General features: G+C 69.2%; 29 protein-coding genes and 1 tRNA gene. 16 read left to right on the top strand and 14 right to left on the bottom strand.

The features are described 5' to 3' along the window. Nucleotide 1 precedes the first annotated feature (1 nt). From yihA to rpmH, 4 genes are all read right to left on the bottom strand, one after another. Nucleotides 2–571: a ribosome biogenesis GTP-binding protein YihA/YsxC gene (gene yihA, locus JW792_RS00780; RefSeq protein WP_241095016.1), complete on the bottom strand. Its 570-nt coding sequence runs from the start codon at nt 569–571 to the stop codon at nt 2–4. An 86-nt stretch (nt 572–657) separates the two neighbouring features. Then, on the bottom strand, nt 658–2,778 hold the full coding sequence (gene yidC, locus JW792_RS00785; RefSeq protein WP_135994544.1) for a membrane protein insertase YidC: 2,121 nt from the start codon (nt 2,776–2,778) through the stop codon (nt 658–660). Between the two features lie 18 nt (nt 2,779–2,796). After that, nucleotides 2,797–3,192 carry a ribonuclease P protein component gene (rnpA, locus tag JW792_RS00790; RefSeq protein ID WP_206340871.1) on the bottom strand — a complete coding sequence of 132 codons (396 nt, stop codon included), beginning with the start codon at nt 3,190–3,192 and terminating at the stop codon, nt 2,797–2,799. A 20-nt stretch (nt 3,193–3,212) separates the two neighbouring features. Continuing rightward, the gene (gene rpmH, locus JW792_RS00795) at nt 3,213–3,347 is read right to left on the bottom strand and encodes a 50S ribosomal protein L34 (RefSeq protein ID WP_135994543.1); all 135 of its coding nucleotides are present in this window, start codon (nt 3,345–3,347) and stop codon (nt 3,213–3,215) included. A 230-nt stretch (nt 3,348–3,577) separates the two neighbouring features. Between rpmH and JW792_RS00800 the strand changes: the two genes are divergently transcribed. The 3 genes from JW792_RS00800 to JW792_RS00810 are packed head-to-tail and all read left to right on the top strand — an operon-like array spanning nt 3,578 to nt 7,232. Then, nucleotides 3,578–4,348, top strand: coding sequence for a TVP38/TMEM64 family protein (locus JW792_RS00800; protein ID WP_135994542.1), 771 nt, complete (start codon nt 3,578–3,580; stop codon nt 4,346–4,348). Next, the gene (locus JW792_RS00805; RefSeq protein ID WP_135994541.1) at nt 4,345–5,766 is read left to right on the top strand and encodes a dihydrolipoyl dehydrogenase family protein; all 1,422 of its coding nucleotides are present in this window, start codon (nt 4,345–4,347) and stop codon (nt 5,764–5,766) included. The genes JW792_RS00800 and JW792_RS00805 overlap by 4 nt, the downstream gene beginning before the upstream one ends. A gap of 20 nt (nt 5,767–5,786) precedes the next feature. Continuing rightward, nucleotides 5,787–7,232 (top strand): sensor histidine kinase, encoded by a 1,446-nt coding sequence (locus tag JW792_RS00810; RefSeq protein ID WP_135994540.1) that lies wholly within the window; start codon nt 5,787–5,789, stop codon nt 7,230–7,232. Between the two features lie 3 nt (nt 7,233–7,235). Here JW792_RS00810 and ggt read toward each other — a convergent pair whose 3' ends face one another. Continuing rightward, complete coding sequence (gene ggt / locus JW792_RS00815) at nt 7,236–8,993, bottom strand: gamma-glutamyltransferase (RefSeq protein WP_135994539.1); 1,758 nt, start codon at nt 8,991–8,993, stop codon at nt 7,236–7,238. Nucleotides 8,994–9,063: 70 nt separating this feature from the next. Between ggt and JW792_RS00820 the strand changes: the two genes are divergently transcribed. The 3 genes from JW792_RS00820 to JW792_RS00830 are packed head-to-tail and all read left to right on the top strand — an operon-like array spanning nt 9,064 to nt 10,677. Next, nucleotides 9,064–10,080, top strand: a complete 1,017-nt coding sequence (locus JW792_RS00820) for a P1 family peptidase (RefSeq protein ID WP_135994538.1) — start codon at nt 9,064–9,066, stop codon at nt 10,078–10,080. Nucleotides 10,081–10,116: 36 nt separating this feature from the next. Then, nucleotides 10,117–10,299 (top strand): DUF1328 domain-containing protein, encoded by a 183-nt coding sequence (locus JW792_RS00825; protein WP_135994537.1) that lies wholly within the window; start codon nt 10,117–10,119, stop codon nt 10,297–10,299. A gap of 39 nt (nt 10,300–10,338) precedes the next feature. After that, entirely contained in the window at nt 10,339–10,677 is a 339-nt protein-coding gene (locus tag JW792_RS00830) for a hypothetical protein (RefSeq protein ID WP_135994536.1), read from the top strand. A 115-nt stretch (nt 10,678–10,792) separates the two neighbouring features. Here JW792_RS00830 and JW792_RS00835 read toward each other — a convergent pair whose 3' ends face one another. Next, nucleotides 10,793–10,924: an entericidin A/B family lipoprotein gene (locus JW792_RS00835; protein WP_135994535.1), complete on the bottom strand. Its 132-nt coding sequence runs from the start codon at nt 10,922–10,924 to the stop codon at nt 10,793–10,795. 197 nt (nt 10,925–11,121) lie between these two features. Between JW792_RS00835 and JW792_RS00840 the strand changes: the two genes are divergently transcribed. From JW792_RS00840 to JW792_RS00870, 7 genes are all read left to right on the top strand, one after another. Continuing rightward, nucleotides 11,122–11,198, top strand: a tRNA-Arg gene (locus JW792_RS00840). 220 nt (nt 11,199–11,418) lie between these two features. Then, nucleotides 11,419–12,096, top strand: coding sequence for a TetR/AcrR family transcriptional regulator (locus JW792_RS00845; protein WP_206340872.1), 678 nt, complete (start codon nt 11,419–11,421; stop codon nt 12,094–12,096). Next, nucleotides 12,093–13,433, top strand: a complete 1,341-nt coding sequence (locus JW792_RS00850) for an FAD-binding oxidoreductase (RefSeq protein ID WP_135994533.1) — start codon at nt 12,093–12,095, stop codon at nt 13,431–13,433. Before JW792_RS00845 ends, JW792_RS00850 begins: the two co-directional genes overlap by 4 nt. Next, entirely contained in the window at nt 13,430–14,257 is an 828-nt protein-coding gene (locus JW792_RS00855; protein ID WP_135994532.1) for a DAPG hydrolase family protein, read from the top strand. The genes JW792_RS00850 and JW792_RS00855 overlap by 4 nt, the downstream gene beginning before the upstream one ends. Before the next feature lie 24 nt (nt 14,258–14,281). After that, nucleotides 14,282–14,557 (top strand): hypothetical protein, encoded by a 276-nt coding sequence (locus JW792_RS00860; protein ID WP_135994531.1) that lies wholly within the window; start codon nt 14,282–14,284, stop codon nt 14,555–14,557. A 291-nt stretch (nt 14,558–14,848) separates the two neighbouring features. Further along, nucleotides 14,849–15,400 (top strand): hypothetical protein, encoded by a 552-nt coding sequence (locus JW792_RS00865; RefSeq protein ID WP_135994530.1) that lies wholly within the window; start codon nt 14,849–14,851, stop codon nt 15,398–15,400. Between the two features lie 211 nt (nt 15,401–15,611). After that, nucleotides 15,612–16,535, top strand: coding sequence for an SDR family NAD(P)-dependent oxidoreductase (locus JW792_RS00870; protein WP_135995245.1), 924 nt, complete (start codon nt 15,612–15,614; stop codon nt 16,533–16,535). On the opposite strand, the gene JW792_RS00875 is transcribed toward JW792_RS00870, so the two are convergent. Continuing rightward, nucleotides 16,532–18,223, bottom strand: a complete 1,692-nt coding sequence (locus JW792_RS00875; RefSeq protein ID WP_135994529.1) for an alpha/beta hydrolase family protein — start codon at nt 18,221–18,223, stop codon at nt 16,532–16,534. The genes JW792_RS00870 and JW792_RS00875 overlap by 4 nt on opposite strands. Before the next feature lie 94 nt (nt 18,224–18,317). Here JW792_RS00875 and JW792_RS00880 point away from each other — a divergent pair, with 94 nt between their 5' ends. Together JW792_RS00880 and JW792_RS00885 are read left to right on the top strand one after the other, a co-directional pair. Further along, nucleotides 18,318–18,893, top strand: a complete 576-nt coding sequence (locus JW792_RS00880; RefSeq protein ID WP_135994528.1) for a winged helix-turn-helix domain-containing protein — start codon at nt 18,318–18,320, stop codon at nt 18,891–18,893. Between the two features lie 38 nt (nt 18,894–18,931). Continuing rightward, complete coding sequence (locus JW792_RS00885; protein WP_135994527.1) at nt 18,932–20,134, top strand: acetyl-CoA C-acyltransferase; 1,203 nt, start codon at nt 18,932–18,934, stop codon at nt 20,132–20,134. Nucleotides 20,135–20,185: 51 nt separating this feature from the next. On the opposite strand, the gene JW792_RS00890 is transcribed toward JW792_RS00885, so the two are convergent. After that, on the bottom strand, nt 20,186–20,656 hold the full coding sequence (locus tag JW792_RS00890; protein WP_135994526.1) for a DUF1203 domain-containing protein: 471 nt from the start codon (nt 20,654–20,656) through the stop codon (nt 20,186–20,188). A gap of 132 nt (nt 20,657–20,788) precedes the next feature. Between JW792_RS00890 and JW792_RS00895 the strand changes: the two genes are divergently transcribed. Then, nucleotides 20,789–21,211, top strand: a complete 423-nt coding sequence (locus JW792_RS00895) for a hypothetical protein (RefSeq protein WP_135994525.1) — start codon at nt 20,789–20,791, stop codon at nt 21,209–21,211. Nucleotides 21,212–21,266: 55 nt separating this feature from the next. Here JW792_RS00895 and JW792_RS00900 read toward each other — a convergent pair whose 3' ends face one another. The 6 genes from JW792_RS00900 to JW792_RS00925 form a co-directional block, all read right to left on the bottom strand. Beyond that, nucleotides 21,267–22,325 carry a phosphotransferase gene (locus JW792_RS00900; protein WP_135994524.1) on the bottom strand — a complete coding sequence of 353 codons (1,059 nt, stop codon included), beginning with the start codon at nt 22,323–22,325 and terminating at the stop codon, nt 21,267–21,269. Then, nucleotides 22,322–22,579 carry a hypothetical protein gene (locus JW792_RS00905; RefSeq protein WP_135994523.1) on the bottom strand — a complete coding sequence of 86 codons (258 nt, stop codon included), beginning with the start codon at nt 22,577–22,579 and terminating at the stop codon, nt 22,322–22,324. Before JW792_RS00905 ends, JW792_RS00900 begins: the two co-directional genes overlap by 4 nt. Before the next feature lie 4 nt (nt 22,580–22,583). Further along, the gene (locus JW792_RS00910) at nt 22,584–23,888 is read right to left on the bottom strand and encodes a metal-dependent hydrolase family protein (RefSeq protein ID WP_241095018.1); all 1,305 of its coding nucleotides are present in this window, start codon (nt 23,886–23,888) and stop codon (nt 22,584–22,586) included. A gap of 177 nt (nt 23,889–24,065) precedes the next feature. Continuing rightward, nucleotides 24,066–24,506: a flagellar basal-body protein FlbY gene (locus JW792_RS00915; protein WP_135994522.1), complete on the bottom strand. Its 441-nt coding sequence runs from the start codon at nt 24,504–24,506 to the stop codon at nt 24,066–24,068. Further along, nucleotides 24,503–24,829 carry a rod-binding protein gene (locus JW792_RS00920; protein ID WP_135994521.1) on the bottom strand — a complete coding sequence of 109 codons (327 nt, stop codon included), beginning with the start codon at nt 24,827–24,829 and terminating at the stop codon, nt 24,503–24,505. Before JW792_RS00920 ends, JW792_RS00915 begins: the two co-directional genes overlap by 4 nt. After that, nucleotides 24,830–25,930 carry a flagellar basal body P-ring protein FlgI gene (locus JW792_RS00925; RefSeq protein WP_135994520.1) on the bottom strand — a complete coding sequence of 367 codons (1,101 nt, stop codon included), beginning with the start codon at nt 25,928–25,930 and terminating at the stop codon, nt 24,830–24,832. Between the last annotated feature and the right edge of the window lie 205 nt (nt 25,931–26,135).

Genomic DNA, 26,135 nt, shown 5'->3' on the forward strand with positions numbered 1-26,135 from the left:
TCTATTGCGGCAAAGCGAGTTCGGCGATGTCCGCACGCAGGTCGTCGATCCCGATTCTCTTGGCCGCGCTGGTCGCGGCGATCTTGGGATAGGCGGCCGGGTGCCTGGCGATCTGCTGCAAGGTCCTGGCCATCACCGCGTCCTGTTCGCTGGCTTTGAGCTTGTCGAGCTTGGTCAGGACGATCTGGTAAACCACGGCCGACTTGTCGAGGTCGGACATGACCTCCTCGTCGCTCTTCTTCAGCCCGTGGCGGGAGTCGATGAGCAGGAAGACGCGTTTGAGGTTCACCCGGCCGCGCAGATAGGCCTGGGTGAGCTTGGTCCAGCGCGCCGCGACTTCCTTGGGCGCCTTGGCGAAGCCGTAGCCGGGCAGGTCGACGAGGCGCAGCCGGCCGCCGAGATCGAAGAAGTTGAGTTCGCGCGTGCGGCCCGGATCGCCGGAGGTGCGCGCCAGCGTCTTCTGGCCGGTCAGCGCGTTGACGAGCGAGGACTTGCCGACATTGGAGCGGCCCGCGAAGGCGATCTCAGGCCGGTCGGGCTCGGGCAGGTCGTCGAGCGAGACCGCGCCCATGACGAACTGGCACGGGCGCGCGAAGAGCAGCCGTCCCGCCTCCAGGCGCGCCTGCTCTTCCTCGTCGCGCTCTTGTCCGGACGAACTCAGCTCTTGCCTCCGGGCTTCTTCCTCGCCGGGCTGCGCCGTTTCTTCGCCGCCGGGTTGGAGCGGGTGCGCCCGCCGGACGCGGAGGCGGGCCGGGGCGCCGGCTCGCCGCCTTCGTCCGCCGGCTTGATCTCCGCATCGAGCGGAGCGTTGAGGTCCCTGGTCTCGCTCCCCGCGCCGCCGGCATTCTCCGGGCCGGCATCGAGCACCTGCTTGGTGGCGGCGGCCGCCTTCTCGGTCGCTGTCGAGCCCATCGTGTCGGGCGATTTGAGTTCGGCCGGCACCTTCTCGCCGCGCAGGCGGGCGATGGCGCGCCGGGCCTGCTTCTCCAGCTCCGGTTCGGTGCCGTGTCGGCGCATGATGAAGTACTGCTGGACGATCGTCAGGAAGTTGTTCCAGGTCCAGTAGATCACCAGCGCGGCCGCGAAGGGCGCGAGCACGATCGTGAAGACGATCGGCAGGAAGGCGAAGATGCGCCGCTGCATCGGATCGGGCGGGGGCGGGTTCAGCGATTGCTGCGCCCACATGGTCAGGCCCATCAGGATCGGGAAGGCGCCCACGATCAGGATGGCGTGGATGACGCCGCCGATCAGCGGGATCGCGTCGACGCCCCAGGCCGTCGGGTCGTAGGGCAGAAGGCCGAACAGGTTCCACATCGTCGTCGGATCGGGCGCCGACATGTCCCTGATCCACAAAAAGTTCGCATGGCGCGCTTCCAGCGAGATGAACACCGTCTTGTAGAGCGCGAAGAAGATCGGGATCTGCGGCAGGATCGGCAGGCAGCCGGCCACCGGGTTGATCTTCTCGCGCTTGTACAGCTCCATCATTTCCTGCTGCTGGCGCTGCTTGTCGGCGGCGAAGCGCTCGCGGATCTCCTGCATCTTCGGCGTCACGGCGCGCATCTTGGCCATAGAGGCGAAGGCGCGGTTGTTGAGCGGGAAGAGCACGATCTTCAGGCCGACGACGAGCGCCATGATGGCCAGGCCGAAATTGCCGAACAGGCCGGTCAGCGTCTCCAGGATCCAGAAGAAGGGACGGGTCAGGAACCAGAACATCCCCCAGTCGATCGCCATGTCGAAGCGCTCGATGCCGTATTCGTCCTGATACTGGCGGATGAGGTCGAAATTCTTCGATCCGGCATAGACGTAGGACGTGCTGGTCAGTGTCTGGCCTGGCGCGATACGCTCGGGATTGCGGATATAGTTGGCCTCGTAGCGCAGCTGGTCGCCGGTGCCGCGCGCCCGGAACTCGGCGCGCACCATCGGGTCGCCTTCCGGGGCGATGGCGGCGAGCCAGTACTTGTCGGAAATGCCCATCCAGCCGCCTTCGCCCTCCTGCTGGACGAGGCGGTCCTCGGCGATCTTGTTGTACTTGCGGTCGATATAGCGGTCCCCGACCACGCCTGCCGGGCCCTGCTGCAGGATGAAGCCGTTGCGGTCGAGATCGCCGGGCAGGCCGTGGCGGCGCACGAAGCCGTAGCGCGCGAGCGCCATCTCGGCCGCGCCTTCGTTCGTGACGTCGTCGGTGACGGTGAAGAGGTAATCCTCGTCGACGCGGATGGTGCGGCGGAACAGCAGGTCGCCGGCGCGGTATTCCAGCACGACCGGGCTGTCCGGGGTCAGCGTGCCGGTGCCGACCTGGGTCCAGACCGCGTCCGGCCCGGGCAGGTTCGCCGGGGCGCCCGCCGCGCCGGCCCAGCCGGCAACGGCGTAGTAGGCGCCCTCGGTGCCTTCCGGGCTGAACAGGGTGACCGGTTCCTCGCTGCCCACGGCGATGTCGTAGCGCAGCAGCTCGAGATCATCGAGGCGCGCGCCGGCAAGGTTGATCGAGCCGTGCAGGGCGGGGGTGGAGATCTCGATGCGCGGCGAGCGGGCAAGCGCCTCCTCGCGCGGGACGACGGCCGTGCCCGCAACCGCGTCGGCGGTCAGGCTCGGTGCGGCGTCGGTCGTCGGGGCCTCGGCTCCCGGCGTGCCGAGATCGGCCCCGGTCTCGCGTTCGGCCATGGCGGCCTGCTCGGCCTGGCGCCGCTCCATCATCGGGTCGAGCACCAGGAACTGGTAGCCGAGGATGATGCCGACCGCGAGCACGGCCGCGATGATCATATTGCGCATGTCGCCCATGGGCGGCCCGTTCCTCTATCAAGTGCCGGACCCGTCGGAGGACGGGTGGTTCTCCGCGCGGCCGGGTGGCGCGAGGGTTATCAGCGCGCTTTTTACATCGTCAAGCAGGCCGGTCCATGGCCGCGATGCGGTTTGTGCGCGCGCGATGAAGACATAGTCGGTTCCCGACGCCCCGTATTCGGGCAGCAGAAGCCGCACGGCCTCGCGCAGACGGCGCCTGGCGCGGTTGCGTTCCACCGACCCCCCGATCTTCTTCGTCGCGGTGAAACCGGCCCGGGCCGGCCCGTCGGGATCGTGCTCGCGCGCCATCGCCTGGACCACCACGCCGGGGCGTGCGGCCTTGCGGCCCTGGCGCAAACGTAAAAAATCGCGCCGCGTCTTCAGACGGGCGGCGCGATCTGGATACTGCGTCAATGGCTCGATGGGCGCCGTGTCTAGGCGCTCAGGCGCTTGCGGCCGCGGGCGCGGCGGCGCGCGATGACCTGGCGGCCGGCCTTGGTCGCCATGCGCGCACGGAAACCGTGGCGGCGCTTGCGGACGAGTTTGGACGGTTGAAACGTACGTTTCACGGCAGTGCTCCTTCGAGGAGTTGCGCGGGCAGGGTCGGTCCCTGACGCGCAGGCAAAAGCGAGGCGCGGGTGATACGGGCCGGCACCGCTCCTGTCAAGGCGCGCGCGCGGACGCTTCTCACTCCCGCCGACCTCTCACGCAGTCGTGAGCGCGGGGTTCCGCCTCGTGACGTGAGGGTCGGCTTCTGTCCATTATATACCGGCGCCAGACAACGAAGAAGGCCGAAATCATGACCGAGACCGACGCCCGCGAGGGCCAGCGCCGCACGCCCTCCCTGTTGCGCCGGCTCATCCCCTTCATCCTGATCGCGATCGGCTTCGCCATCGCCTGGGCCTCGGGGGTGTTCTCCGAGGAGGGACGCGCCGGCATCGCCGCCTTCATCCGCGGGCTCGACGCGACGGTGGAGGACCATTTCTGGCTCGCCGCCGGCCTCTATCTCGTGTTCTACGCGCTGGCCGTCTCGGTCTCGGTGCCCGGCGCGCTTTGGTTCACGATCGGGGCGGGCTTCCTGTTCGGCCAGTGGGTCGGTACCGGCGTCGCCCTCCTCGGCGCGACCGCGGGGGCGAGCATCATCTTCCTGATCACCCGCTATGCGCTCGCCGACTGGGCGCGCGAGAAATTCTCCGGCCGGATCGAGAAGCTCCGGGCCGGCTTCGAGGCGGACGCGCTGAACTACGTCATCCTGCTGCGCCTCATCCCGGTCTTCCCCTTCTTCGTGCTCAATGTCGGCATGGCGCTCCTGTCCATCCCGCTGCGCGCCTTCGTGCTGGGCAGCCTCGTCGGCATGATCCCGGGCGCCTTCGTCTATGCGAGCTTCGGGGCGGGCGGCCAGCGCGCGCTCGAACAGCTCGCCGCCGACGAGACCCCCGGACTGAGCGATCTGCTCAATCCACCCCTGCTCGCCGCGATGGCGGGGCTCGCGGTGCTGGCGGTGGTTCCGGTGATCGTGAAGCGCGTACGCGGCGGCGTTCCCGGCGAAAAGACGGAGACCGGATCATGAGCCGGGAAAGGATCAGCTGCGATCTCTGCGTCATCGGGGCGGGCGCGGCCGGCCTCGTCAGCGCCAGCGGCGCGGCCATGCTCGGGCGCAAGGTCGTCCTGTTCGAGAAGGGCCGCATGGGCGGGGACTGCCTGAATTACGGCTGCGTGCCCTCCAAGGCCCTGCTCACCGCCGCGCACACCGCCCACACCGTGCGCACCGCCGGCCGGCTCGGGGTGAAGACGGCCGGGCCGGAGATCGATTTTCCCGCCGTGCGCAGGCATATCGAGCGCGCGATCGCGGCGATCCATCCCAACGACTCCCAGGAGCGCTTCGAGGGCATGGGGGTGAAGGTGATCCGCGAGCACGCCCGCTTCGTCGACGACAGGACCGTGCACTCGGACGGCTACACGGTGCGCGCGAAACGCTTCGTGATCGCGACGGGGACAAGGGCACGCATCCCCCCTGTGGAAGGCATCGAGCATGTCCCCTACCTCACCAACGAGACGATCTGGGACGTGGAGGCGCTTCCCGCCCACCTCCTGATCCTGGGGGGCGGACCGATCGGCTGCGAGCTCGGACAGGCGTTCGCGCGGCTCGGCTCGAGAGTGACGATCGTCGAGGCGAAGCGCCTTCTCGGGCGCATGGACCCGGACCATGTCGAAACCGTGCGCGCGGCGCTCCTCGAGGACGGGGTGGAGATCGTGGAGGGCGAGTTCGCGGCGAAGGCGGAAAAGACCGCCTCCGGCATCGCGCTCACCCTGGAGACCGGGCGTCGCATCGAAGCCTCCCACCTGCTCGCCGCCATCGGCCGGGTGGCGATCACGGACGGCCTGGGTCTCGAGGCGGCGGGCATCGCCGCGGACGAGAGCGGCATCCATTGCGACGACAGGCTGCGCACGGCGAACCGGCGCGTCTATGCCGCCGGCGACATCGCGGGCAAGGGCCAGCTGACGCACCTGGCCGGCTGGCACGGCTCGGTGATCGTGCGCAATCTCTATTTCGGCCTGCCGACGAAGCAGTCCTCGGCCGCCATTCCCGCCGCGGTCTATACCGATCCCCCGCTCGCCATGGTCGGCATGACCGAGGACCAGGCCCGCAGCACCCGCGGGGAGCGGGTGCGCACGGCCAGCTGGTCGTTCCAGGACAATGACCGCGCCATCGCGGAAGGGCGCACCGAGGGCGGGGTGAAGATCGTGACCGACAAGGACGGCACCCTGCTCGGCGCCTCGGCGGTCGGCGAGCGCGCCGACGATCTCGTCCAGATGCTGTCCCTGCCCGTGCAGAAGCGGGCGAAGATCCGCGACCTCACCGAGCCGGTCGCGCCCTATCCCACGCGCGGGGAGATATGGAAGCGCGCCGCCGGTTCGTATTTCGAGCCCGTCGTGTTCGGACGCTTCGCGAAAATGTGGGCGAGCCTCCTCTCGCGCTTTCATTAGCCTCGGCTAGACTGGGGCACATGACGGACTCGGCCAGAGAGCTTCCCGCTTCACCCCGGCGCGCGCGTATCGGCGCCGCGCTCACGGGTCTGCGCCGGGCGGCGACCTCGCTGCCGGGCAAGCTGCTGGGGCTCGCCGTGGCCTTCGTCATGCTCGCCGAGGTGCTGATCTTCCTGCCCTCGGCGGCCGCCTTCCGCAATGAATGGCTGCGCGACCGGGCCGAGGCCGCCCATCTCGCCGCGCTCGCGGCGGAGGCCGCGCCGGGCGCGATGCCCAGCGAGGAGGCCGTGCGCGAGCTGCTCGCCGGCGCCGATGTCGTCGCGGTCGGCCGGGTCTATGACGGGGTGAACGAACTCGTGCTCGGCGGCAGGGTGAGCGGCGAACTCGTCAAGGCCGACCTCACCGGCACCTCGCTTCTGGAAAGCATGATCGCGGCCTGCGACACCCTGTTCGCCCCGCCCGGGCGCTACATCAATATCTGGGCCGAGCCGCAGACCCGCCCGAACGAGCGCATGTCCGTCATCGTGCGCGAGGATCCGCTGCGCGATGCGCTGATCGACTTCTCGATCCGCATCTTCTGGCTGTCGATCTTCATCTCGCTGGTGACCGGCGGGCTGATCTATCTCTCGCTCCTCTTCATCCTGGTGCGCCCGATGCGCCGGCTCGCGCGCGCCATGACCGCGTTCCAGGAGGACCCCTCCGACCTGACCCGGATGGTCGAGCCCTCGAGGCGCGCCGACGAGATCGGCGAGGCCGAGCGCGCGCTCGCCGCCATGCAGGCCGACGTGCGCGCCGCCTTCCGCAGCAAGGAACGCCTGGCCACGCTCGGCAGTGCGGTCGCCAAGATCAATCACGATCTGAGGAACGTGCTCTCCAGCGCCCAGCTCATCTCCGACCGGCTCGCCATGAGCAGCGACGAACGCGTCGCGGCCATGGGATCGCGCCTGGTTCGCGCCATCGACCGCGGGGTGCGCCTGTGCGCCGAGACGCTCGAATACGGCAGGTCGCGCGAGCACGATCCCCATTTCGAGACCGTCACCCTGAGGGACGCGCTCGACGACGCGGCGGGCGATGCCTTCGCCTCGGTGGGTGCCGCCGAATGGATCAACGCGGTGGAGGAGGGCCTCACCGTGCGCGCCGATCCCGACCACCTGCACCGCATCTTCCTCAACCTGTTCCGCAACGCGGTCCAGGCTATGGAGACGAGCGAGACGCGCAGCCTCTCGGTCGGCGCCGCCATCGAGGAGGAGACGGTGCGCGTCCGCGTCGCCGACACCGGCCCCGGCATCCCCGAGCGCGTGCAGAAAACCCTCTTCGCCCCCTTTGCCGTGACCGGCAACCGCAACGGCACGGGCCTCGGACTCTCCATCGCGAAGGAACTCGCCCATACCCTCGGCGGCGAGGTGCGCCTGGTGGAGACGGGCGAGGGGGGAACCGTGTTCGAGGTGGTGCTGAAGGCGGGGTGAGCGCTACTCCTCCAGCGCCGCCTCTCCCAGCCCCAGAGCGGCGCCGTCGCGGCGCGGGTCTGCGGCGCCGACATAGCCGCCGTCGCTGACGCGCACGATGTGGATGCCGGAATTCTCGCCGCGGCCGGCCTCGATGGCGTGGCCCATCTCGCGCAGGTCCTCGAGCAGGGTCTCGTCGAAGCCTGTCTCGATCGCCACGCTGTCGCCGCGCGCCACGACATTGGGCAGGGATGCGGCCTGGCCGGGGGTGAGGCCCCAGTCGAGCATGGCGACGAGGGACTTGGCGGTGTAGGCGATGATCGAATTGCCGCCCGGAGAGCCGGTGGCGAGCAGGAATTCGCCTTCGGGATCGAGCACGATGGTGGGGGACATGGACGAGCGCGGCCGCTTGCCCGGCGCCGGCGCGTTGGGACGCAGGTTCCCCGCCTCGTCGCGCGGGGCGAAGGCGAAGTCGGTCATCTGGTTGTTCAGGAAGAAGCCGTGCGGCGTCATGCGGGTGTTGCCGAAGGCGCTCTCGACCGTGGTGGTCATGGAGACGACGTCGCCCTCGGTGTCCACGATCGTGAAATGGCTGGTGCCCGGCGCATCGTCCGAGGCGTCTTCCGGGGCCTGCGGCGCGCCCGGTGGGGTGCCAGCGCTGACGCTTTCCATCGCGCGGTCCATGGCGATGAGCCGGGCGCGCTCGTTCAGATAGGCCTCGTCGAGCAGGCCTTGCGTGGGCACGTCGGCATAAGCGGGATCGCCGACATAGCGGTCGCGGTCGGCATAGGCGAGCCGGCTCGCCTCGATGAAGAGATGCCAGCCCGTCGCCGTGTCCGGTCCGTAGGCGGCCATGTCGAAGTTTTCCAGCATCGCCATGATGGCTCCGACCGCGACGCCGCCCGAGGCCGGCGGCGGGGCCGAGCAGATCCGGACATCGCGATAGGGCGTGCACAGCGCCTCGCGTTTCAACGGCTCGTAGCTTTCGAGGTCTTCGAGCGTGATGAGGCCGGGCAGGGGCTCCTCGCGCGCGGTTTCCACGATGCCCTGCGCGATCTCGCCCGTGTAGAAATTGCGCCAGTCCTGCGCGACCAGGCGCATCGCCTGCGCATAGGCCGGGTTGGTCAGCACCGTGCCGGTCTCGACCGCCTCGCCCGCGTCGGTGAACAGGTATTGCGCGCTCGGTCCCCGCTCGTCGATCGCGGTGTAGTCCGCGACGCGCCCAGCCAGCTGGGACAGGCGCGGCGGCACGGCGAAGCCCTCCTCGGCGAGACGCTCTGCATCGGCAAAGCCCTCCGCCCAGGGCCGCATGCCGTGCTCCTCGTGCGCCATCGCCAGCATGGCGATCACGCCCGGCACCCCGGTCGAGCGGCCCGACTGCCACGCGGTCATGAAGGAGAGCGGCTCGCCCGCCTCGTCCAGGAAAAGCGTCTCGGTGATGCCCGCCGGCGCGGTCTCGCGCCCGTCATAGACGGTTAGGGTCTGCGTCTGCGCGTCGTAATGGACCATGAAGGCACCGCCGCCGATGCCCGAACTCTGCGGCTCGACGAGGCCGAGCACGGCCTGCACCGCGATCGCGGCATCCACCGCGCCGCCCCCGGAACGGATCGCGTCGAGCCCGGCCTCCACGGCCAGGGGATGGGCTGCGGCGATCATCGCCTCGCGCCGCTCCTCTGCCCCGACCAGCGTGTCGTCGGGCGGGGAGACCGCGTCCTGCCCCGCGAACTCGCAGGCCGCGAGGCCCGCGATCAGGGGCAGGGCGAAAAGGGAGAGCATCCGCATCGATTTGGACCTTGCGCTTGAACCGTCAGCGCGCACCATAGCGCGCCATCGCCAGCAGGAAAGAGCGCGCATGACCACGCCCGGACCGCACAACGCCATTACCGACATAGACGGGCTCGAGGTCGGCCAGGCCCAGGACGCGCGGGCGAGGACCGGAGTCACGGTGCTGCATGCCCGGCGCCCGGTGAAGGCGGCGATCGACGTGCGCGGCGGCGGGCCGGGCACGCGCGAGAGCGATGCGCTCGCCCCCGGCGGGCTGGTCGGCGAGGTCGACGCGATCGTGCTGTCGGGCGGCTCGGTGTACGGGCTGGCGGCCGCCGACGGTGTGTGCGCGGCGCTGGGCGCGAAGGGGCGCGGCTTCGCCCTGGCGGACCTGCCCGGCGTGCCGGCCTCGCCCATCGTGCCGGCGGCGATCCTCTACGATCTCGCCAACGGAGGCGACAAGGCCTGGGGCGAACACCCGCCCTATCGCGCGCTGGGGGTCGAGGCCCTGAGCGCGGCGAGCGCCGGTGCGGTGCGGCTCGGCCGGGCCGGGGCTGGCTATGGCGCGCGCGCCGGGACGGATGCGGGCGGGACGGGCAGCGCCAGCGCGATCACGCGCGACGGCTATGGCGTCGGCGCGCTGGTGTGCGTGAACAGCTTCGGCGCGGTGTGCATTCCCGGCACGGACGCGTTCTGGGCCCATCCCTTCGAGATCGACGGCGAGTTCGGCGGCGCCCGCCCGCCGGCGAATCACCGATTCGATCCGCAGGACTGGGGCGCGGCCAAGCTCGATCCGAGGCCGGGCGGGAACACCACGATCGCCATCGTGGCAACCGACGCCGCACTGGATCGCGACGGGCTGAGGCGGCTCGCCGTGATGGCCCAGGACGGGCTCGCACGGGCGATCCGGCCGGTCCACTCTCCCTTCGACGGCGATGTCGTTTTCGCCGTCTCCACCGGCGCGAGGCCGCTCGCGGAGCCTGCCGCGCTCACCATCGCGAGGCTTGGCGCGCTCGCCGCCGACACGCTGGCGCGCGCGGTCGCACGGGGGGTCTACGAGGCCGGCCGGCAGAGCGGTGAACCGGGCTCGGCCAGATCGTGTTGACACGGTAATGTCCCAAGTAAATCTGGAGGATGGCCGATGCTACGCTGGGCGCTTCCCAGCCTTGCACTGGCACTGGTCGCCGGTGTCTTCGGCTTTTCCGGCCGGGCCGGAGACTTCGCCCCCCTTGTTCAGGCTGTGTTTTTCATTGCGCTCGTGCTAACGGTGGCGCTGCTGCTCGCACGGCTGGTCCGCGGACCGCGCGTGTCCGGGCGGCGCTGAGACGAAACACGGGACCAATTGGCAGATCAGGGGGTGAACATGATTTCACGTTTTGCGCTTCTTGCGGCCTTGACGGGGGCGGTCGCCCTCGCGGCGTGCGCCGAGCCGGAAACCGAGGCCGGCGAGGAACTCGAAGACGCCGCGGCCGACATGGAAGCGGCGGGAGAGGACGTCCAGGACGCCATGGACGCGGCGGCCGAGGACGAGGGTACGTTCGAAGAGGCCGGCGAGAATCTCGACGAGATGGTCGAAGAGGTCCAGGACGCTGCCGAGGAAGCCGCCGAGGAGCTTTCCGAAGGCGAGGCCGAAGCCGGCGCCGAGGCCGAAGCCGGCACCGAGGGCGAGCCCGGGACCGACGAGGAAGCGCCCGGCGAATAGCCGCGGCGCCGACCGTCTGCGCCGCAGACCCCCGGCCCAACAGCATCCGCCCCGCCCGGGATGAGCCCGGGCGGGGCGTGCTGCGTTGCGGCGTGCGGCCGGGAGCTCTCTCGGGCTAGCCCTCCGCCGCCTCTTCGATTCCCTCTCCGGCTTGCTCGATGTCTTCTCCGGCGCCTGCGACCGTGTTGCAGCCGGCAAGGCCGGCGAGAAGAAACAGGCTTGCGAGAGCCCAGGTGAAACGCGACATGTCGTGCCTCCTTCAGGTGCGTCACGCGGGAAGAACGCGCGAGCGCGCGCCCGGTTGCAGGCCGGCCCGGGAGCGACGGGCGGGCCGGCTGCATTGAGATGCACAAACCCCGCCTCGCCCGCTTGCCAGCCCGCCGGGGCGTGTATAAGTTCCGCGCCCTGTCGCCGAACCCACTTTCGGGCCGCGGCGGACGGCAGGCGCCGGTAGCTCAGCTGGATAGAGCACCAGACTACGAATCTGGGGGTCGGGAGTTCGAATCTTCCCCGGCGCGCCATTTCCAATTCATCATGACAACGCAGGTCCGTCCTGGCAGCGATTTCGTCGCGACCGCTGTCCTTCTCGAGAGTCCGTCCGAGCCGGACGAGGTCGGACCTTGCCCGACTTTGAACTGGAAGACGGGAACTCGTCGATTGCAGCCCTGTGGCTCGGTGAAGCGCAACGCTCGACCGCCATAATTGACAAATCCTCATTTTTGAGATTTTCTCATTTTTATGATGACCGCTTCACCCCCTGCCGGAACGAGCAAGCGCGGCCGCACGCTGGATTCCCTGCTGGTGGCCCTGCAGTCGCTTCTTCTGGAGCGGGGCGCGGGCGCATTTTCCATCAGTGACGTGTCCGAACGTGCGGGCGTGGCGCAAGGCACGTTCTACAACTACGCCAGCAGCCTCGAGGAACTCGTCGACGCGTTGGCGATCCTTGTTTCGGCGTCGATGGCGGCGCTTGGGCGCAACGCACCTTCGGCGGAGATAGATCCGGTCGCGGCTTTTGTGTTCAAGACGCGCCACACGCTTTCGCTTCCCGCCTGCGCGCCAGACTACGGGCGTTTGCTTTTCGACGCTGGCCTTCCGGTCGATCGCTTCCTGTCGGGGCTTCGCCAGGATCTACAAGCCGACCTTCGCGTCGGCTCTCAACTCGGGGTCTTCAAGACGGAGGACCCTGAGCTTTCAGCCAGCTTTGTTGCCGGCTGCATGCTGGGGGTCGGTCTGGACCTGCATCGCGAGAGACTGCCGAAGTCGGCAATCCAGGCAACGATCACAGAATTGCTGGTGATGCTCGGGGTTCCACGCACCGTCGCACAGCGCGCTGCCTCGGAGCGAATGCGCTTTCATGCTCCACCGGCATTGCCTCTGCGCTGGCTCTCCCTGGCATCGAGCGAGGGAACGAGGCCATGAAGCGACCGCGCGGCAAGGGCGTGACCATGCGCCGTCGCGACAAGGGCTTTGATTCTGCCGTACTCAGCACCTCATTTTCCGGACGCGATCCGGGGCGGCGACCGGACGTTTACATACAGGCCAACAACGCCTGCGACGTCGTTGCCGCCGTTAAGCTGGCGCGCGAACAGGGACACAAGATCAGCCTCTGCTCCGGCGGCCACAGCTGGGCGCAGAACCACCTGCGAGACGGCGGTTTGCTGCTCGATCTCTCCCGGCTCGATACGATCGAGATTGACGCCGACGCACGCACGGCGCGCGTTGGACCTGGATGTTGGAGTGTCGATCTTGATCGGGCACTGAAGAAGCGCGGCCTCTTCTTCCCGGTGGCCCATGCGCCCGACGTCTGTCTGGGCGGGTTCTTGCTGCAGGGCGGCTTCGGCTGGAACAGCCGCGCACTTGGTCTCGCTTGCGAGAGTGTCCTGGGTCTCGACGTCGTGCTCGCCGACGGATCAACGGTTCACGCCAACGCCGAGCAGAACCCCGATCTTTATTGGGCGGCGCGGGGCGCCGGCCCCGGCTTCTTCGGCGCCGTCACCAGCTTCCATCTCAAATTGCATGAACGGCCGAAAGTGACGGCCATGATCATCCAAGTCTTCCATGAACGGTGGCTCGAAGACGTGTTCAGCTGGGCGCACGAGATAGGCCCCGGCGTATCGGACAGCGTTGAGTTCCAGCTCCTGATCACACCCAGGACTTTGTTCACCGGCAGGCCGGGGATCGAAGTGATCGCGCCCGTGATGGCCTCGTGTTGGAAAGACGCGCGCAGAGCGACGAGCTTCATCCACGAAAGTCCTGTCCGCAAGCGCGCCAGCGTCACCACGCCCCTCGTGCCGCTCTCGACGATGGCCATGTCCGAAACCGCCGCGCGAACACACTTCCCGCCGAAAATGCACTGGTGCGTCGACAACATGTGGACGGATGCCGCGGCGGTCGATCTCCTGCCAGGTATTCGCAAGGTCGCGGACACGCTGCCGCCGGCCCCCTCGCACGCGCTCTGGCTCAACTGGCAGCCCAGCCGCGCGCGTCCCGACATGGCGTTTTCCATGGAAGCCAATTTCTACTTTGCCGCCTACGGCGAGTGGCGGCGCGCCGAGGACGACGCGCGCTACGGGAGTTGGGCAACCGAGCGCATCTCCGAAATGGCGCACCTCGCCAAAGGCATCCAGCTCGCCGATGAGAATCTGGGCCGGCGCACGGCGCGCTTCATGAGTGACGCGCACCGCGCGCGTCTTGAACAGATCCGGGCCGCCTACGACCCCGAAGGCCGCTTCCACTCCTACATGACGGCACCATGAGAACGAGCAAACCGATCGCCGGACGCCACCTGGGCTGGTCTGAAGGGGATGTGCGCACCCGGCCATACGCGCGCTTCTGGCGCCCGCGCATGGCGCCTCTCGCGGAACATGTCCGCCTCGCCCTGGATGAAGGTCCGCTTGCGGAGCCCCTGCTGGCCCCGCTGTCGCACGCAAGCGAGATGTTCGCGGGGGATGGCGTGGAGAATGGTTTTGCACTCACCGCCGATCGCGGCATGCGCATCGCGGTCAGCACGGAGATGCCCGATGTGACGCCTGCGATGATCGACTGGTGGTTCGGGTGGCACTCCGACAGTCCGGAACGCTACAAGATGTGGCATCCCAACGCGCATGTGCACGCGATGTGGCGAAGGCCGCCGCCCGCAGGTTCGCGGGGGCGCGCGCGCTATCTCGGGCGCACCTCGATAGTCGACGAATTCATCGGGAGCGGGCTGCTTCGCCTGGCGATCAGCTTCATCCATCCGCACGAATTGGGCCTGTCGGATGCGACCCTGCGCGATGACATGAAGGCTACCGCCATTTGCGCCCACAGCACGTTGGCCGGTTTGCCGATCAGGGCCGGTTATCTGGTGCATCTTGTGCAGGCAAGGCCGGGGGGCAGCCTGATGCGTTCGCGCTTTTGGATTGGCGGCGCCAATGTCGCCGCGAACAATCTCCTTGCCGCGCCGATCGCAGCGATCGCGCGCCGTGAATTGAACGCTACGGAAGCAGATGCGCGCGCGTTGCTGGTCCACTGCGCCCAGGAGATGTCACATCTGGCGTCGTTTCTGCCCGAACTCTACGATGAATTTAAGGATGTGAATTGACGCCGCGCTGGCGGAGAAGAATTCATGATGCGCTTTGTTTTGCTGTTGCTTGCGATCCCCGTTGGCGCGCTTGTCCGGCTCGAAACGAGCTTCCAGGGTCTGCGCGTCGGCGACTTCGCGGCACGAAGCCTCAGGGTCGAGATCCGCATCCCGTTCGGGGCGGAAGGCTCGGGCGGCGGCCGGGGCTCCGCCTTTGTCGGCCCGGCCGGCGACCGGTTCGGCTCAGCCTGGGACAGCGTGCTTACCGGCTTCGAACAGGCGGTGCTTGCACAGGACGCTTGTACCGCGGGAGCGCATTGAGGCGCCCGACGACCGTATCCCCTGAGAGGCAGGGGCCCCGCGCGTCCTTTCCCTCCCGGTGCGCATCGTCGAGGCGCGGCGCCATGGCCGGTCGCCACGACGCCCCGGGTCGAGCGTGGGCGACCATCCGTCCGGCAGCGCAGGTGCGGGTGTTCAACTGAAGATTCTTACCCGAATCGCTGATTCGAACGATGGCGTTAAGGTCGCGTTAACCACGGTTAATTCCATATGGGGCCATCGAAAGCGCGTTCACTAAACGCGATCAGTTCAGCCGCCGAGGGGGAAGTCTTCATGTTCATCGACACGCGCTCGGAGTTCATCTTCAGAGATCCCGACGCGCTCGAGGCCCTGCTCCAGTACGACTGGCGCACGCGCCTCGTGCTCACCGACGGCGAGGTGGTCGGCGAGCCGGGCCGGCCGGGCGCCGTACGCGGCACCGACGGCTCCTCCGCGATCCTGCGCCACATGCAGCGGCTCAATTGCATCAAGGCCCTGCACGGCGTGCGCCGCCAGGGTGGCCGGATGCGGCTGTGGCGGGTCGAACAGGTGCTCAAGCTGCAGGCCGCGCTCGATCTGAAGGGCCTCACCGGGGAGCGCATGAGCGCGTGCGCCGAGGCACTCGCGGGCCCGGCCGCGGAGGCGGTGGAGGCGGCGGTGGCCGGCTGGCGCAGGCATGTCGGCACGGCGGCCCCGTCGCCGGCCGCTCCCGCGCGACTGAGGCGCTACGAGGCCGGCCTCCTGGCCGATCCGCCGCGCGTGGCCCGCGCGGTGGAGACCTCGGTCCGCCGTTTCGTCGCCGAGAACCGGTTCGACGCCGTCGAGGCCCCGGCCTTCCTGCTCTAGCAGCTGGCGGCGGGCGCTTCCCGGTTGCGGGCGGTGCCCGGGGCCTGGCTCCCCAGGTCGTTCCTGCCGTGGCGACCAAACGGGTTCCCGGCCCGCCATCCTGCACGGGGCGCCACCTCATTGACGCCTTGCATCGCGGCGCGAAACGCGCTCGCATGGCCTTTGCGAACCTCGTTCGAGGGTGGTCAGGTGAGTGCGAAGAGGCAGCATGATGAGTGAGATCCGGTTCGACGGGCGTGTGGCGATCGTGACGGGTGCGGGCGCGGGGCTGGGGCGAAGCCATGCGCTGGCGCTGGCCAGGTGCGGCGCGAAGGTGGTGGTCAACGATCTCGGCGGCTCGGTGTCCGGGGAGGGCGGCTCGATCTCCGCGGCCGAGGCCGTGGTCCGCGAGATCACCGGGGCCGGCGGCGAGGCGATGGCCCACGGCGCCAACGTCACCAGGCCCGGCGAGGTCCAGGACATGGTCGAGGGCGCGCTGAAGCGCTGGGGCAAGGTCGACATCCTCGTCAACAATGCCGGCATCCTGCGCGACAAGAGCTTCGCCAAGATGGAGCTGGAAGATTTCCGGGCCGTGGTCGACGTCCACCTGATGGGCTCGGTCAACTGCACCAAGGCGGTCTGGGAACCGATGCGCGAGGCGGGCTACGGCCGCGTCGTGATGACGAGCTCGTCTTCCGGCATCTACGGCAATTTCGGACAGTCAAACTACGGCGCGGCCAAGATGGGCCTCGTCGGCTTGATGAATGTGCTCCATCTCGAGGGCCAGAAATACGGCATCAAGGTCAACACCCTCTCCCCGACCGCGCTGACGCGCATGACCGAGGGGCTGATCCCGGAGGAGGCCGCCAGGCTGATGACGGTCGAGGCGGTCACCGCCGGCCTTCTCTATCTGGTCAGCGAGGACGGGCCGGCGCGGACCATCCTGTGCGCCGGCGCGGGCGGCTATGCCGCGACGAAGATCTACGAGACGCCCGGCATCTACCTGCCGCCCGAGGACCAGACGCCGGAAAACGTCGCGAAGAATTTCGCCCGCATCGTCAGCGCCGAGGGCCAGCAGGAATTCGAGCAGGGCGGCCAGCAGACCTTCAAGTTCGTCGAGTATGCCGCCAGGCATTTCGGCGTTAAGCTCGGCTAAGCGTCCAGCGCGAAGCGCCAGACGTCCGCGACGCCCTCCGAGCCCTGGCAGTCGAAGGCCCAGAGGGGGCCTGTCCGCGCCAGGGCGAGGTCGTGGCCGGCGCCTTCGAGGATGCGAAAGACAATGTCGCGCCGTCCGTCGGCGAGGTCGAACCGCTCCATCAGCGCCACCGCGCGCGCGGTGTCGACCACAAGGTCGCGCGATCCGAACAGGGCGAGCGTCGGCACCGGGAGCGCGCTCAGCGCCGGAGCCGGGTCGTGATCGCCGTTCAGACGCCACCAGCGCCACGCCTGCTCGTCGGCTGCGGACGCGCCGAGCATGTCCTGCGGCAGGCGCCCCGCCGCTGCGGCGTGCAAGTTCTCGTAGCGCTCGCGGGTCGCAGGCGAGGGATCGCGCGCGAAGTCGATCAGCGCGTCGAAATAGGTCCCGGCGAATGCGAGCGTCTCCTCGTCGGCGCCTTCGGCGCCCAGCGTGCGCAAGCGGGCCTCGAATTCCTGGACGAAGGGCGAGACGGCGGGGGTGACGGCGAGCACGGCGAAGTCGAACCGGTCCGGCAGGCCAGGCACCAGCGGGGCGATCCAGCCCCCTCGGCTGACGCCGAGAATGCCGACGCGCGTGAGATCGGGACGCGCGCTCCGTACCCAGTCGCCAACGGAGGCGGCATCGCGTGCGGTGTCGGCGAAGGCGCGCACGGCCGGTCCGGGCGTCGCGCCGTGACCGCGCTTGTCCCAGCTGATCACGGTCAGCCCCAGCGCGGCCAGCCCGTGGCGGCGGAAGGCGTCGTCTTCGGCCAGGCGCCAGTCCGAGCCCTGGACGTAGACCAGACCGATGCCGAGCGGGGCGTCATCGCGCTCGGTCATCAGGACCCGTACCGGGCCGCGCGCCGTCTCGATCACGACGGAGGTCTCCACGATCTCGAAGGCATGCCCGCTCCCCTGCGCGCCCAGCCCGTCCTGCACCATCTCGATCGTTCCCCGCCTCGCGGCGAAGCGCGCGCTGGCCGGCCCCGGCACATAGAGCCGCGAACCGGTGAAGAACCGGGAGTTGCCGGCCGGGAAGGCGGTGCGCTGACGCCCGTCATTCACGACGCGGATCACGGTTTCGCCGAACCCGCGCCGCTCCACGTGCCAGACCGTGTCGTCGGCCGGGCCGGGCGCGTTCTCGAAACGGTACCAGCCCGGCTCGAGCGCCGCCGAATCCTCCTCCGCGATCTCGCTTGCCGCGCGCGACAGGACGAAGGTGCCGGCGGTTCCGGCGAAGTCGATCTCGCCGCTGACGAAGCCGTTCTCGCGTTGCCCGGAGAAGCGCCGGGCGGCGCCGCTACGGCTCGGCCAGTCGAAGGCAAGCCGGTCCTCGCCAATCCGCACGCCGGCGAGGGGCGCACCAAACAGCTGCGCGGCGGGGATGTCCAGCGAGCCGGACCCATCCTCCCGCAGGCGCACGCGGAATGGAAAATCCCCCGCCTCGCCGAGATCGACCCAGCCGGCCCAGCTCGCGCCTGCCGCGGGCGGCGCCGTGCCCGGGCCGGGCGATGGATCGCCGGGGCAGGGCGCGGCAAGGGGGGCGGCCGGAGCAGGTGCGGCGCCGTCCCCGGCGGGACTTGCTGGTGCCGGCGGGGCGGCGGCCTGCAGGGCCAGCGCGGCGAGGCCGGGCAGGGCGAGGGACGCGATACAAGAAAGTCTGGCCACGATTGATGCTCCGCTCCATGATGACGCAACAGGTGCGAGCGGGCTTCCGCCGCCGCGCCGTCACGTTGGGGCAGCACCGGGATTACCGCAGCTTATGATCGGCTTACGCGACCTTACCGATGATGTGCCGGCCCCGGCCGGGCGCTATCTCGTGTTCGCCGATCTGGTGTTCGACCGCGAGCGCGGCGTTCTTCTGCGCGAGGGCGAGGTGGTGCGCCTTGAGCCCAAGCCCGCCGCGCTGCTGGATGCGCTGAGCCGCACGCCGGGCCGCATCTGGTCGCGCGAGGCGCTTCACCGCGAGGTGTGGAAGGACGTGCACGTCGTCGAGGAGGCGCTGCCGCGCGCCATGTCGGTGCTGCGCAGCGCGCTCGGCGACGAGGCGCGCAAGCCGCGCTTCATCGAGACCGTGCCGGGCAAGGGCTACCGGCTGATCGCGCCCGTCGACACCGCCCGCCCGGCCCCGCCCGGGCAGGCCCGCCTGGCCGCCCCGGCGCGCACCCTGGTTCCGGCCGCCGCCGCCGGGCTCGCCGGGCTGGTGATCGGCGCGCTCGCCGCGGCCGTGCTGGCATCCGTCCAGCCGCGTCCGGAGACTGTCGCTCCGGCCGCTCCCGGCGCGCCGGGGGCGACCGCCACCGCGCCGCAGGGCGCACGCGGCCCGGCCGTTCCCTGACCCGTTCCCTCGTTTCAAGCGAAAGAAGGACCTCCCTCATGCGTGAAGCCGTCATCGTCTCCACCGCCCGCACCCCGATCGGCAAGGCCTACAAGGGCGCGTTCAACAACACCCAGGCCCAGGAACTCGGCGGGCACGCGATCAGGCATGCCGTCGAGCGCGCCCGCATCGACGGGGCCGAGATCGACGACGTGGTGATGGGCTGCGCCATGCAGCAGGGTTCGACTTTCCAGAACCCGGCGCGCCAGTGCCTGATCCGCGCAGGCCTGCCCACCTCGGTCGCCGGGATGAGCCTCGACCGCCAGTGCGCCTCCGGCATGATGGCGATCGCCACCGCGGCCAAGCAGATCGTCTCGGACGGCATGCAGATCACCGTCGGCGGCGGGCTTGAGTCCATCTCCCTCGTCCAGAACGAGCACATGAACCTGCACCGCGCCTTCGATCCCTGGATCAACGAGCACGTGCCCTCGCTCTACATGACGATGATCGAGACCGCCGAGATCGTCGCCGAGCGTTACAAGGTCAGCCGCGAGGCCCAGGACGAGTATTCGCTGCAGTCCCAGCAGCGCACCGCCGCGGCCCAGAAGGCGGGCAAGTTCGATCACGAGATCGTCCCGCTCCCCTCCACCCAGCTGAAGATGAACAGGCAGTCCGGCGAGACCGAGCTCGTCGAGGTGACGCTGGAGACCGACGAGGGCAACCGGCCCGAGACCACGCTCGAGGCGCTCCAGAGCCTCAACCCGGTCTTCGGCAACGGCCAGAAGGTCAAGCAGGGCCGCTTCATCACCGCCGGCAACGCTTCCCAGCTCTCCGACGGCGCATCCGCCGCGGTGCTGATGGAAGCCAGGGAAGCTGAGAAGCGGGGCCTGGAACCGCTCGGCATCTATCGCGGCATCGCGGTCGCCGGCCTCGATCCCGACGAGATGGGCATCGGCCCGGTCTATGCCGTGCCGAAGCTGCTGAAGGCCCACGGCCTGAAGATCGACGATATCGGCCTGTGGGAGCTCAACGAGGCCTTCGCCGTCCAGGTGCTCTACTGCCGCGACAAGCTCGGCATCCCCAACGAGAACCTCAACGTCAATGGCGGCGCGATCTCGATCGGCCACCCCTACGGCATGAGCGGGGCGCGCATGGTCGGCCACGCCCTGATCGAGGGCAAGCGGCGCGGCGTGAAATACGTCGTGTGCACGATGTGCGTCGGCGGCGGCATGGGCGCGGCCGGCCTGTTCGAGGTCGTGTAGCCCGCCCGGACCATGAGGCGCCGTTGCCGGGTGACGGCGGCCGCGACGGCGTCAGCGCGCCCGCTCGGCGCGCGCGAAGTAGCAACCGCGTGCCGGGCTGTGCAGATGGAGACAGGCCGCCGCCGGGTCGGCCAGCAGGCGTTCCATGACGCCGGCGAGGCGTCCCGGCTCGGCGATCTCGGCGGCCAGCATGTCGTGCGCCGCGCTGAAGGCGCGCACCGCGAGCGCGCGCCGGTCGAGCTGCTCGGGGATCTCGCCCGGCTCGGGGCGGGCCTGCTCGGCGCCTTCGCGCACGAAGACGGCGTGACGCGAGCGGAAGGGGCTCTCGGCGGCAAGGTGCTCGTGATTGACGAGGATGAGGCGCTCGCCGGGCTCGGCGTCGAGAAGGCTCACCCGGCAGGGATAGCCGGGCTTGGCATCGGCCGTGACGCGCCGCGCGCCATGGGCGGCGAGATCCGCATCGGCGAGCGCGAACAGGGCCTCGAACGGCGCGGCGGGAAGGGCATGGATCTGGAAGTTCATGAGGGGGGCTCCACAGCGACAGCGTCCCCATGCTGGGGCCGCAGCCCGCGCGTGCCCACCCGATGCTTGCGCACTTGATCCGCCTCGTGCCGCTGCGCGTATATCGGCCATGGGCTTTACAGGAGACCCCTCATGACCGACTGGCCGATCACCTGGATCATCGCCGCGATCGCGGCGCTCATCGGTACGGCGATGGGGCTGGCGAGCTTCGTGCGGCCGCGCTGGGGCGCGAACGTGGTCCGCCTCGCGGTTCGCGAGGACCGGCCCGGCGGCTGGGCCGAGTTCCGCGCGAGCTACGGGCTCGGCTTCGCGCTCCTGCACGCCAGCGTCCTGCTCACGCTTGCGATGAGCGCACAGGCCGGCGAGGGCTCGGTCATCGGCACGAGCTTCGCCGTGGCGGTCTACTGGCTCGGCATGGGAATCGGGCGGCTGACCTCGATGGCGCTCGATGCCGGCAAGGGTACGCGCACGGGCTACAACCTGTTCAGCGTCGGTTTCGAGTTCGTGCTGGGCGCGATGCTGCTCGCACCGTTTGCGGGGCATATAGGGCGGTAGAGCTTCCAGGAGCTTCGCCGTTCCGGGCGAACCGCGTTGGCGCGTGGCCGCCGCCTCACGCCCCCTTCGCGATCCCCCAGGCATATTCCGCCATCGGCTTGACCAGCGCGCCGAGATCCTTGGCGCGTTCGTTGGAGGCATTGCCCTGCATGGCGCGGGCGTAGACGCCCTGGGCGATGCCGGCCAGGCGGAAGATGTTGTAGGCGATGTAGAAATCGAGCTTGGGGATGCCCTCCCGCCCGGTGCGTTCGCAATAGGCCTTCACGTATTCGGCCTCGGTCGGGATGCCGAGACCTTTCAGATCGACGCCGAGGAAACCCGAGCGGATGTCCTTCGGCGTGCGCCACTGCATCAGCTGGTAGGTGAAGTCGGCCAGCGGATCGCCGAGCGTGGAGAGCTCCCAGTCGAGCACGGCGATGACCTTCGGCTCGGTGGGATGGAAGATCATGTTGTCGAGGCGGTAGTCGCCGTGGACGATCGAGGTGCGCTCCTGTTCCGGCGCGTTCTCCGGCAGCCATTCGATCAGCCTGTCCATCGCCTCGATGGTCTCGGTCTCGGCAGCCTTGTACTGCTTGGTCCAGCGCCCGATCTGGCGCTCGAAATAGTTTCCCGGCTTGCCGTAATCGCCGAGCCCGATCGCCTCGTAATCCACGTTGTGAAGTTTCGCGAGCGTCGCGTTGGAGGCGTCGTAGATCGCCGCGCGCTCGGACGGGCTCATGCCCGGCAGGTAGGGGTCCCAGAAGATGCGGCCCTTCACGAAATCCATCACGTAGAAGGGCGTGCCGATGACGGCCTCGTCCTCTTCCAGCCCGTGCATCCTGGGCACCGGGAAGCCGGTGGTGCCTAGCGCGCTCATCACGGTGAACTCGCGATCGACCGCGTGGGCGGACGGCAAGAGCCTGCCCGGCGGCTTGCGGCGCAGCACGTAGGAGGCGTTCGGGGTATCGAGCTTGTAGGTCGGGTTCGACTGGCCGCCGCGGAACTGGGTAACCGTGAGCGGGCCGGCAAACCCGTCCACATTCTCCTTCATCCACGCCTCGAGCCGGCTCTCGTCGAAGGCGAGCGCGTCGGCGACGGGCTTGGTGCCGGAGAACTGGGCGTCGAGATCGGTCATGGATGCGGGTCCGGTATGCTGGTGTGAGGGGCAGCGGGCCGGCCGGAACGCGCCGACCACAGCCGCAGGGAAAGCGCCGACGTAAGAAGCCCGCTGAGCAGGCAGACGAGGGCGACGAGGCCGAGGATCCCCGCCGTGCCGTAGCCGGCCAGCGGGTCGCGCAGGAATTCGGCGAGGAGCCAGAACCCGGCGAGCAGGAGGAGCGCCGACCAGACGAGACCGGCGGCCGCGAGCAGGCGGTCGGCGCCCCTCACGGGACTACTCGCTCACATACACGACGCCGTCCTTCATCACGAAGTCGACGTCGCGAAGCTCGGAGATGTCGGCCAGCGGGTCGCCGTCCACCGCGACGATGTCGGCATACTTGCCGGCCTCGATCGTGCCGATCTCGCCCTCCATGCCGACATGGCGCGAGGCGTTGACCGTGGCGGTCGCGATCGCCTGCATCGGGGTCATCCCGGCCATGACGTAGAGCTCGAACTCGCGGGCATTGTCGCCGTGCGGGCTGACGCCGGAATCGGTGCCGAAGGCGATGTTGATGCCGCCCTCGTGGGCGCGCCGGACCATGTCGAGCATCTGCGGGCCGACCTGGCGCGACTTCATGCGCTGGTTCTCGGTCATCCACTCCGCTGTTTCGGCCTGCTGGGCGACGAACTCGCCGGCCATGGCGGTGGGGATCAGATAGGCGCCGTTGCGCCGGAACAGGCGGATCGAATCGCGGTCGAGATAGGTGCCGTGCTCGATGGAGTCCCCGCCCGCTTCCAGGAACGCGTTGATGCCGGTCACGCCGTGGGCGTGGGCGGTCACGCGCCGGCCCATCAGGTGGGCGGCCTCCACGATCGCCTCCAGTTCGTCGACGAAGAACTGGCGTTCGACGCCGGCGGCCGTGTTCGACAGCACGCCGCCCGTGGCGGTGATCTTGATCACGTCCGCGCCCCCGCGCACCAGCTCGCGCACCGCGCGCCGGCAGTCGGCCGGGCCGTTGCAGGCGGTTTCCGAGCTGAACATGTGCATGACGTCGAGCGCGAAGCCGTTGACGTCGCCATGCCCGCCGGTCGGGGTCACGGCCGGGCCGGAGACCCGCAGGCGCGGGCCGGGCACGTCGCCCTCCTCGATCGCGTCCCTCAGCGCGGTGATCGCCTCGAAATTGCCGCCCACGTCCTGGGCGGTGGTGAAGCCGGCCTCAAGCGTCTTTCTCGCATTGGCCGCGCCGTTGAACGCCATGTCGGCGGGATCCAGGACGAAGCCCTCGAAGCGGCGCATCGGGCCCTGCTCGGAAAGCAGGTGCACGTGGGAATCGATGAAGCCCGGCAGCACCCAGTCGTCGGACAGGTCGATGACCGTTGCGCCTTCCGGGCTCGCGAAGCCGTCTTCCACGGCCTCGATCCGGTTGCCGCGGACATGGATGGTGACGTCCTCGCGCACGTCCTCGCCCGGCACGGCGATGAGATGGCCGGCATGGATGACGGTGAGCGGCGCCTGCGCGCCTTCGCCTTCATCCTGCGCCAGTGCCGTCGCGGACAGGGCGAGCACCGCGGCCAGCGCGGTCGAGAGCATGTTCATGGGTAAGGCCTCCCCGTTTCCAAGATTCCTGTTTTCAGGCTTGGCCGTACTGTCGGACGGGCGCGACCGGGAAGTCAAACGCGAAGGGGAGGTGGAGCCACTCGGGCAAGCCGACCGCATGCCCGGCCTGCCGCATCGAGGGGCAGGAGGCAGGCAATCCCGGCTCGCGGAGTGGCGCTAAGCGCTCTGATTGAGCGCCATCGCGCCGATGCGGGCGGGCTGGCGCGCGCCGGGGCCGTAGCCACCCTCGGCCTGCTTCTGGCGGGCGGCGGCGTCGGCGATCGCCTTCACGATGCCCTCGGTGAGGGTCTTCATGGCTTCCACCGCCGCGCCGTTCGCGCGCACCGCCGCCTCGAAGCGTTCGGTCGCCTCGCGCAGCTCGGCCTTCAGCGCCTCGCCGACGCCGGACAGCCGGGCCGGGTCCCTGGCCGCGAGCATCGTCTCGCGCCGGTAGATGTTGGCGAGCTGCATCTTCTCGCCCTGCAGCGCGACCGCGTCCTGGGGGCGGCGCGCCTCGAAATGACGCGTCTCCTCCTCGAGGAGCGCCGTCAGGCGCCGGGTCAGGCGCAGCAACTCGTGCGCCCGGTCGACGGGATTGGTCGCGGCAAGTTCGCTCATGCCTCGTCTCCGATGTCCTGGTAGCGCATGATCTCGCGGGCGAGATCGTCGGCGAGCCCGATGCCGCCGGCCCGGGCCATGACCTTGGCGTATTCCTCGTTGAGCATGCCCTTCCAGGCCCCGCTGCCGGCGCCGCCGAACAGGGAGTCCTCGCTCGTCTCGCCCATCATGTGCTCGAGCATCTGGGCGAGGAAGACCGCCTCGAACTCCTCGCCGACCTTGCGGGCGCGCTCGGGGCTGTCCACGCGGGCGACGCGCGGGCCTTCCTGGCCCTGGGCCTGGAGCAGGGCGGCGTTGACCTGGCTGTTCAGGAGACCGTCCATCTAGAGCACCTCGATCTCGGCCTGCAGGGCGCCGGCGGCCTTGATGGTCTGCAGGATGGTGATCATGTCGCGCGGGCTGACGCCCAGCGCGTTGAGCCCGTCGACGAGTTCGCGAAGGCTGACCGTGCCCTCCAGCACGCCCATCTGGCGCATTTCCTCCTCGACATTGATCTCGGTGCGCGGCACCAGGACCGTCTCGCCGACATCGGCGAAGGGGGCAGGCTGGCTCACCATCGGGGCTTCCGAGACGGTGATGGTCAGGTTGCCCTGCGCGATCGCGACGGTGGACACGCGCACGTCCTCGCCCATCACGATGGTGCCGGTCGCCTCGTCGATGACGACGCGGGCGCGCATGTCGGCCTCCACGCGCAGCTGCTCGATATCGGCGATCATGCCGACGAGGTCGCGCTCGTAGCCGGCGGGCAGGGCGACCGTGACGATGGACGGGTTGACCGCCCGCGCCGCGCCGCGCCCCAGATAGGCGTTGATCGCCTCGGCCATGCGCCGCGCGGTGGTGAAGTCGGGATTCCTGAGCGCGAGCCGCACGCCCTCGCGCGCGGCGAGGTCGAAGCCGAGTTCGCGTTCCACGAGGGCTCCGTTGGAGATGCGGCCCACGGTCGGCACGCCCCGCGTGATCGAGGCCGCGTCGCCTTCCGCGGAGAAACCGCCGACCGCGATCGAGCCCTGGCTGACCGCGTACACATTGCCCTGCGCGTCCATCAGCGGGGTGGCGATCAGAACCCCGCCCTGCAGGCTCTCCGCATCGCCGAGCGCGCTCACCGTCACGTCGATGCGCGTGCCCTGCATGGCGAAGGGCGGGAGTTCGGCGGTGACGATGACCGCGGCGACGTTGCCGGTGCGAAGGTCCGCCTCGCGCACATTGACGTTGAAGCGCTCCAGCATGGAGTTCAGCGACTGGCGCGTGAAGGCGGTATTGCGCAGCGTGTCGCCCGTGCCGTCGAGGCCGACGACGAGGCCGTAGCCGACGAGCTGGTTGTCGCGCACGCCCTCCACGTCCGCGATGTCCTTGATGCGCGGATTGGCATGCGCGGCCGTGGTGAGGACGGCAGCCAGGAGGGCGAGGGCGATCGTTCGGATCATGGCGGGCGGTTCTCCGCTGGAGGCATCGTGCACACGCTCCGATGCGAAAACCGTGCCAAGGTTAATTGCAGAAACATCAAGTAGAATCAGATATTTGAACATCAGCCCCGGGCGGAGATTCGTGCCGGGCTGCGTCTTGCCCGGAAATTCTTGCCGGGTGCGCGTCGATGTTTAAGCCTCTCTTAAGACAGATTAAGCGAGGGTC

It is taken from the genome of Marinicauda algicola, from assembly GCF_017161425.1.
Classification (GTDB): domain Bacteria; phylum Pseudomonadota; class Alphaproteobacteria; order Caulobacterales; family Maricaulaceae; genus Marinicauda; species Marinicauda algicola.